The 8,041-nt window shown below is 64.3% G+C and carries 8 protein-coding genes; all 8 read right to left on the reverse strand.

Going from position 1 to position 8,041, the window contains the following annotated elements; all coding sequences use genetic code 11:
- Positions 1-1,105 (reverse strand): ATP-dependent metallopeptidase FtsH/Yme1/Tma family protein (locus tag EOA33_RS16470; protein WP_145989169.1); only part of this gene is annotated, 1,105 nt, incomplete at its 3' end.
- Between the two features lie 124 nt (positions 1,106-1,229).
- Positions 1,230-2,642, reverse strand: coding sequence for a tRNA lysidine(34) synthetase TilS (gene tilS, locus EOA33_RS16475; protein ID WP_127406076.1), 1,413 nt, complete (start codon positions 2,640-2,642; stop codon positions 1,230-1,232).
- A 58-nt stretch (positions 2,643-2,700) separates the two neighbouring features.
- The gene (gene ybgF / locus EOA33_RS16480) at positions 2,701-3,786 is read right to left on the reverse strand and encodes a tol-pal system protein YbgF (protein ID WP_126057879.1); all 1,086 of its coding nucleotides are present in this window, start codon (positions 3,784-3,786) and stop codon (positions 2,701-2,703) included.
- Between the two features lie 177 nt (positions 3,787-3,963).
- Positions 3,964-4,470, reverse strand: coding sequence for a peptidoglycan-associated lipoprotein Pal (gene pal / locus EOA33_RS16485; protein WP_126057878.1), 507 nt, complete (start codon positions 4,468-4,470; stop codon positions 3,964-3,966).
- Positions 4,471-4,711: 241 nt separating this feature from the next.
- Positions 4,712-4,954, reverse strand: coding sequence for a four helix bundle protein (locus tag EOA33_RS40505; protein WP_245455345.1), 243 nt, complete (start codon positions 4,952-4,954; stop codon positions 4,712-4,714).
- A 182-nt stretch (positions 4,955-5,136) separates the two neighbouring features.
- Positions 5,137-6,441: a Tol-Pal system beta propeller repeat protein TolB gene (tolB, locus tag EOA33_RS16495; protein ID WP_126057877.1), complete on the reverse strand. Its 1,305-nt coding sequence runs from the start codon at positions 6,439-6,441 to the stop codon at positions 5,137-5,139.
- Between the two features lie 39 nt (positions 6,442-6,480).
- Complete coding sequence (locus EOA33_RS16500) at positions 6,481-7,638, reverse strand: energy transducer TonB (protein ID WP_126057876.1); 1,158 nt, start codon at positions 7,636-7,638, stop codon at positions 6,481-6,483.
- A gap of 7 nt (positions 7,639-7,645) precedes the next feature.
- Positions 7,646-8,026 (reverse strand): protein TolR, encoded by a 381-nt coding sequence (tolR, locus tag EOA33_RS16505; protein WP_245482345.1) that lies wholly within the window; start codon positions 8,024-8,026, stop codon positions 7,646-7,648.
- Between the last annotated feature and the right edge of the window lie 15 nt (positions 8,027-8,041).

An 8,041-nucleotide genomic window follows, 5' to 3' on the forward strand; every position in this document is an offset into this window, starting at 1 on the left:
GGTTCATCAGGTCGGCGCCGGAGAAGCCCGGCGTGCCGCGCGCGATAACCTTGAGGTCGACATTTGGCGCCAGCGGCACGTTGCGCACATGCACCTTGAGGATCTTCTCGCGGCCGACGATGTCGGGGTTCGGCACCACCACCTGGCGGTCGAAGCGGCCGGGCCTGAGCAGCGCGGGGTCGAGCACGTCGGGCCGGTTGGTGGCGGCGATCAGGATGATGCTTTCGTTAGACTCGAAGCCGTCCATCTCGACCAGCAACTGGTTCAGCGTCTGTTCGCGCTCGTCATTGCCGCCGCCCAGCCCGGCGCCGCGATGGCGGCCGACCGCGTCGATTTCGTCGATGAAGATGATGCAGGGCGCGTTCTTCTTGGCCTGGTCGAACATGTCGCGGACACGGCTGGCGCCGACGCCGACGAACATCTCGACGAAGTCCGAGCCGGAGATGGTGAAGAACGGCACGTTGGCCTCGCCGGCGACCGAGCGGGCAAGCAGCGTCTTGCCGGTGCCGGGAGGGCCTACCAGAAGCACGCCGCGCGGGATCTTGCCGCCGAGGCGCTGGAACTTCTGCGGGTCGCGCAGGAACTCGACGATCTCTTCCAGGTCTTCCTTGGCCTCGTCGACGCCGGCGACGTCCTGGAAGGTGACGCGGCCGTGCGCCTCGGTCAGCAACTTGGCCTTCGACTTGCCGAAGCCCATGGCGCGTCCGGAGCCGGACTGCATCTGGCGCATGAAGAATATCCAGACGCCGAGGATCAGGATCATCGGCAGCCACGAGATCAGGTAGCCGAACAGCGAGTTGGAACCGTCGGATTCAGGCCGGGCGTTGATGGTGACGTTCTTGTCCTGCAACCGCGACACCAGCGACGGATCGCCGGGCGAATAGGTTTGGAAGCCGGTCGAACTGTCGGTGTAGGTGCCGGAAATGCGGGCGCCGGCGATGGTCACCGTCTTGACCCGTCCAGCCGCGACATCCTGCAGGAACTGCGAATAGGCGACCTCGCTCGAAGCGCCGCGCGTCTGCGGCGTCTGGAACAGGTTGAACAGGGCGATGAGCAGGACCGCTATGATCGCCCAGAGCGCGAGGTTGCGATAGTTCGGATTCATCTATTGTCCCGTTGGAGCCCGCGGACGGACACGCATGATCAGAGGAAGCTTGGGCCTAACATAGGGAGAGCGCCTCCCCTTGCCAAGCATAACAGCACGTGTGGGTTAAGCTTTCGCCCAATCATCAGGCGGCACTGTGGCCGCGGAAAGGCAAGGCCGGGAGCGGCGGCGCGCCGATCAGCCGGGCCACGGCGGCGGCGGGCGCAAGATCGAAGGACGGTAGGAAGCGGGCAAAAGGCGCAACGGCAGGGACGACGCCAATCTCCGTGAGAGCCGCGCCCTCACCGGGAAAACCGATGCATTCCGTCCCGCGCCACAATGCCGGCTCGGCGGCTAGCGCCGCGCGCGCAAGACTTGGTGGCGCGCCGCCCTCGGCAACAGCCCGCTTGCCCGCCGTGGCCGCGCCGAGCGGCGCGATCAACAATGCGCCTTGCCTGTTGCTCAGCGTGACGCGCCGGCGACCGTCCCAAAGGCCGTTATTCACGGCCAGCGCCGCCTCAGGCAGGCCGCGCGATTCGCGGCGGAGGTAGATGCCGGAGCGCCTGGCGTCGATCACCGTCCGCGACAATGTAGCGCAAAGCGGTCCGGCCCGAAACCGCTCGAACAGCGCTTGGCTACGGATCGCATCCGGCAGGAAGGCAACGCCCCCGACGGTCGCAAGCAGGATGCGCAGGGCATAGACGGCGGCCTCGGCATCGCCGGGTGCGGCGAAAGCAGGATCGAGACGGATGAGGCCGGGGACCGGCATGCCGGCAAGGTCGCGGATCAGCATAGCCGCGTGCCGCCCAAGCTCGTCACGACTCGCGGCGGCCTGCCCGGCCGACGCGGTCGCCTCCGCGAAACGCCGCGCGCCATCGTCACCCGCAAGAGCGGCCCGCATGCGCGGTCGCTCGAAATGCTGGTCGACATTGGTCGGATCCTCGGCCCAGCCGATGTTGTGGCGCCGCAGCACATCGCGCAGCGCCGCGCGTCGCGTGCCGAGGAATGGCCTGACGATCCAGCTTTGCCAATCATAGAGGGTGGCCGGCGCCATGCCGGCAAGCCCGCGTCCCTCGCTGCGCGCGCCCTCGTCGCTGGCCTCCTCGTCAGGTCTCCCTTCTTCACGGGCCGCTTCTTCACGCGCTTGCCGCATCAGCACCGTCTCGGCCTGGTCGTCGGCGGTGTGGCCGGTCAGGATGAGGCCGATGCCTTCTGCATGCGCCGCCTCCGCCAGCAGCCGGTAGCGCGCCTCGCGCGCGGCGGCGGGCAGGCCGGACGATGGCTTCATCCCCGACCAGACGATGGTGCGGTGCGCGATGCCGCGCTCGGCGCAGAGCCTGGCCACGCCGCGCGCTTCCGCCGCCGAGCCTGGCCGCAGATCGTGATCGATCGTCACCGCCAGCAGCCTGGTTGCGGGCGCAGTTCGGTCGAGATGGGTCTTGAGGAGGATGAGAAGGGCGGTCGAGTCGCTGCCGCCGGACACGGCCGCAATCGCGCCGTCAGATAAATCGATGTCAGAAAAAAGCCGTTCCGAAAGGTCAGGCCCGGTGTCGAGCATCACTGGGTGTCGCCTAAAAGTGGTCCCGATTTGGGGACACCGACAGGCAAGCGGAAAGCTAACACGCCGCGAGCGCCCGTTCCTGCTTGACGCGCTCCTTGAGCGCGCTGGAGATGTCGGGATAACGCTTGCCGATCTCGCCGAAAGTGGCGCAGGCCACATCGTTCTGCTTCAGCCCGACCAGCGACACGCCGAGCTTCAGGAGCATGTCGGGAGCCTTCTTGGCCTTCGGGTAGTCCTTGCTGGCGGCGAGGAAAACCTCGGCCGCGTCGCGGTATTTCTGCTGGCCGAGCAGCGATTCACCAAGCCAATAGTGGGCGTCCGCCGCCCTGGAGTCCTTGGGGAAGCGGCCGATGTGATCGCGGAAACCCTGTTCGGCGGTGCCGTAATCGCCCGACAGGATGAACTGGTAGGAGTTGCGGTAGAGCTCGTCCGGATCGTTGGTCGAAGGCAATGCGGCAACCACAGTGCCTCCGGACTTGGTGCCTTCGGCGGTTGCGGCCGGCGCCGCCGGGGCGGTGGCCTGAGTGTTTTCGTCGGCGTTCACCACATTGCCGTTCTTGTCGACGGTGATGGTGCCGAACGGCTTCGGCGGCGCGCCGGTGATTACCTTGCCGGGGTCGCCCGTCTGCGATTCCACGATGACCTCGCCGACGCTCTGGCCGCCGCCGGACGACTGGGCGCCCGCATCGGCCGGCGGCTGGGTCGCCGGGGCCGCGGCGACACTGTTGTCGGTGCCATTGTCGCTATTGCCATCGCCGCTCGGAGGCGGTGCGGCCTCCGACTTCTTCTGGCTGGCCGGCTGCTGCCCGCCTTGCGTGCCGCCCTCGAGTTGCTGGAAGCGGAACTCGTTGTCCTCCTGCTGCTTGCGGATCTGCTCCTGCATCTGCAGTATCTGGAAATTGAGTTCCTCGATCTTGCCGTTCATCTGCCTGAGTTGGTCTTCCAGGCCAGTGGCGCCGGCGCCGTCCTGCTGCGCGATCTGCTGCTGTTGCGGTTTCTTCTTGTCGCCGAAAATGCCGAGCGTCGGCAGGTGGAAGGAGAACCCGCTATCGGCAGGCTGCCCCGTGCCGGCTGCCGGGGCGGCGATGCTTGATACGAGCAGCAGCGCAAGCGTGCCGCTGAGGACCGTTCTGAAATGCATTCTTTCTCTCGCCGTGAAATTGATAGCCCGTTGCGCCCTTCCGATTCAGAGTGGGACCAAGCGCCCTCGGCTCATAGCAGGGCGCGAGACTTCGGCCAAATTTTGTTTCAGGGCGCTGGATATGAAAAAGGCGGCCATTTGGCCGCCTTTCGCATGGTGCTGTTGTATTTTTGCCAATCAGGATCCGGCGCCCGAAAGCGTGGTGACGGCGCGGCGGTTCTGCGACCAGCAGGAGATGTCGTCGCAAACGGCGACCGGGCGCTCCTTGCCGTAGGAGATCGTCTTCAGGCGCTGGGCCGAAACGCCCTTGGAGACCAGGAAGTCGCGGGTGGCGGCGGCGCGGCGGGCGCCGAGCGCCAGATTGTACTCACGCGTGCCGCGCTCGTCGGCATGGCCCTCGATGACGATGGCATACTGCTTGTACTGGTTCAGCCACTGCGCCTGGCGCGACAGCGTCGTCTGCGCGTCGGCGCGGATCGAGGACGAATCCGTGTCGAAGAAGATACGGTCGCCGATGTTGACGGTGAAATCCTGGGCGGAGCCCGGCGTCGCGGCGCCCGCGCCGTTGAGGCCGAGATCGGCCGCGCTGTTCGGGGTCTTCTTCGAGGCGCAACCCGTGATGGCGAGTGCCGCCACCAGCGCGATCATGGCCGGGTTTCTGGTAAGTGCTGCGATACGGCCCATGCCGCCTCTCCTTCGCATTCGAGTGATTTCGTTGATCACCCAGTAACCACGTTTGGGTTAACCGGCATTCAAGAAACACGGTTAAAATTTGGTATTAGGCCGCCGTCCGCGGCCGTTACGCCCACGCATTACCAAGGGCGACAATGCGCGCGGACCGTAGGCGGAAATGCGGCCAAAACGCGACCAGCCTGTGAAAAAGGGGAATTGAAGAACTGAAGAATTGGGGAATTGAGGAAAAGGATCACTTCAATCTCTCCCTCAGATTCACCAGCATTCCATAGATGTGGACGTAGGATTGCTGCCATTCGTCGCGTTGCGCTTGCGTGATGTAACCAAGATCGAACGCATACGAAATCCACTTTTCAACTTCGCTGCAGGATCCCATAGCCATCGAAATGAACCGCGCGAATTCGGGTCTGGAATGGGTCTGCTTGGCGAAGCCCTCCGCCAGATTGGCGCAAATCGCCTTGCTGGATCGACGCATTTGGTCGGCAGTGCGTATTGCTCGATTTTCGGAAAAACGAGCGTCGCTCTGTGGACGTCGAGGGAAGCTGCATAAGCACGCCTATAGACTTCCAAATCCTTGGCGCGCTTGATGTAACTGCCCTCTTTCTCCATTCTTCAATTCTTCATTTCATCAGTTCTTCAATTCTCCTTTTCGACCGCTCACTCAAGCAGCGGCGACCAGGCCGGGTCGGACGCGAAGTTCGAGGTCGGGATCGACTGCTCGTTGCGGCCGGTGAGGTCGACCGAAACCAGCTTCGGACCGCCGGCTGAGTCGCGGAAGAACATCAGCACGCGGCCGTTGGGCGCCCAAGTCGGTCCCTCCTGCTGGAAGCCGGACGACAGAATGCGCTCGCCTGAGCCGTCGGTCTTCATGACGCCGATCTGGAACTCGCCGCCGGTCTGCTTGGTGAAGGCGATGAGGTCGCCGCGCGGCGACCACACCGGCGTCGAATAGACGCCGTCGCCGAACGATATGCGGGTCTGGCCGGAGCCGTCGGCGCCCATTACGTAGATCTGCGCGCGGCCGCCGCGGTCGGAGGTGAACACCACCTGGCTGCCGTCGGGCGAATAGGACGGCGAGGTATCGATGGCGGTGGAATTGGTCAGCCTTGTGGTCGAGCGGCTCCTCAGGTCCATGGCGAAGATGTTAGAATTGCCGTCGTCGCGCAGCAGGCTCATGATCACCTTCTGGCCGTCGGGCGAGAAGCGCGGCGCGAACGTCATGCCGGGGAAGTTGCCGACCAATTCGCGCTGCCCGGTCTCGATCTGCAGTAGATAGACCTTCGGCTGGCCGCTCTCATAGGACATGTAGGTGATTTCCTGCCGGTTCGGCGAGAAGCGCGGTGTCAGCACGATCGAGCGGCCGTCGGACAGATAGCGCACGTTGGCGCCGTCCTGGTCCATGATGGCGAGCCGCTTCTTGCGCGCATTCTTGGCGCCGGATTCGTCGATGAAGACGACGCGCGTGTCGAAATAGCCCTTTTCGCCGGTAATCTTCTCATAGATCGCATCGGCGATGATATGAGCGACACGGCGCTGATTGGCGTCGTTGGCGAAAAACTGCTCGCCGGCCAGCTGCGTGTTGCCAAAAATATCCCACAGCCGGTACTGGGCGCGGATGCGGCCGTCCGCCTCCTTGTTCACGCTGCCGGTCACCAGCGCCTGCGCGTTGATGACCTTCCAGTCCTCGTAGCGCGGCGCCGCATCTGGGTTCGTGATCTTTTCGACAAAGGCGGCCTTGTCGATCGGCGCGAACAGTCCGGACCGTTTCAGATCGGCGGTTACGATCTCCGATATCTGCGCGCCAAGCTCTCCCTGAAAGTCGGGGATGGCTATCGGCATCGGCTCGACATTGCCTTTGTTGACGTTGAGCTCGAGGGTTGCTCGAGCAGGCAAGGTGGCGACAGAAATTATGCCCATCGCCATTGCGGCGACCACCAGGAGCGGCTTGAGGATGGATTTCATGTCTTCTCGCTTCTCTTGCTGATTTTTCGGGTGCTCAGGCTACAGGCCAAGCATCGCTCTCGGATCAAAGTTGACGCGAACATCGGACCATATGTCCTGCTTGCCGGCGGGCACCTGCAGCCCGGCGACATCACATTTCTGCACGGCGCGAACCGCACTGGCGTCGAACTGGGGGTTGCCGCTGGACTTTTCGACAGTCGGGCGGCCTTCCAACTTACCGGAGGCGTTCAGGTTGAAGCGAACGACCACGGTGAAATCCTCGGAACCTTCGAGGCCGACCGGGAGGGTCCAGCAATGGCCGAGCTGGTCTTCCAACGCCCCTTGTTCCGACCTTGAGAGTTTCTGGCCCTGGTCCTTTTCGCCGCCGAGCGAAGCCTGCTGGGCCGAGCGCTTGGCGCCGCCACCGGAAGGCTTCTGCTTGTCGAGCAGCGCCGTTATCTCGTCCGCGTTGAACTGCTTGTCTTCCGACTTCGGCTTCGACGACGCTTCCTTGACCGGCTTGTCGGCGTCCTTGCGGTCCGGCGCCTTGGCGCTCTCGGCCTGGGCCGGCTGCGGCTTCGGCCGCGCCTCGGGCGCCGGCGCGGAGTCTGGAAGCTGCGTCGTCTCGGTCGGCGGTTCTTGGGCAATGGCCTCAGCAACGGCGTCCGGCTTGACCTCTTCCTTCGGCTGGATGGCCGCGGTCTTGTCCGGCTGCGGCGCTGGTGTCGGCTCCTTGGCCGGCGTCGGCTTCGGTTCCACCTGCTTGACCGGCTCGGGCTTGACCTCTTCCTTCGGCTGCGGCACCGGCGCCACTTCCGTTGCCGGCGTCGGCTTCGGCGTCTCCTTCGGCTTCGGCGCGTCCTCGGGCTTCGGCTTTTCGGTCGGCGTTGGCGCCGGCGGCGGCGCCGATGTCAGGTCGACCGGCTTCGGCTTGGCCTCGTCCGTGATCGGCTTGTCGGTATCGACGCTGTTTTCGCCGACCTTCTGCGCATCGGGGACGATGTCCGGGCGCTTGGTCGGCGTCGGCGCCGGCTTGTCATGCATCACCGCCTTCTTGTCGCCCTGCAGTGTCTGCGCGATGGCCTCCATCGGCACGATGTCAACCGCCACCGACTCGACATCGGACGCAGGCATGGCAGGCGGCGACGACAGCGTGAACAGCCCGAAGGCCAGCGCCACCGTATGCAAGATCACCGATGTGGTGAGGCCCGTCCTCATCTTGCTTCTACTGATCCTGTTCCTGCAGCGAAACCAGGCCGATGTTCTTGTATCCGGCCGCAGAAATGCGGGCCATCACCTTCATGGCGGTGCCGTAGTCTGTCAGCTTGTCGCCGCGGATGAAGATGCGCTCGTCATAGCCGGTCTTGGAGATCGCCTGCAGCTTGGCCACCAGCTCCTCGATCGGGATCTCGGTTTCCTGCAGGTAGATCTGGCCGGAGGCGTTGATCGAGACGGTGATCGGCTGCGTATCGACATTCATCGCCTTGGCCTGCGTATCCGGCAGGTCGATCGGCACGCCGACCGTCAGGAGCGGCGCCGCGACCATGAAGATGATCAAAAGCACCAGCATCACGTCGACCATCGGCGTGACGTTGATTTCCGACATCAGACCGTGATGGCG

The organism is Mesorhizobium sp. M4A.F.Ca.ET.050.02.1.1 (genome assembly GCF_003997725.1).
Classification (GTDB): domain Bacteria; phylum Pseudomonadota; class Alphaproteobacteria; order Rhizobiales; family Rhizobiaceae; genus Mesorhizobium.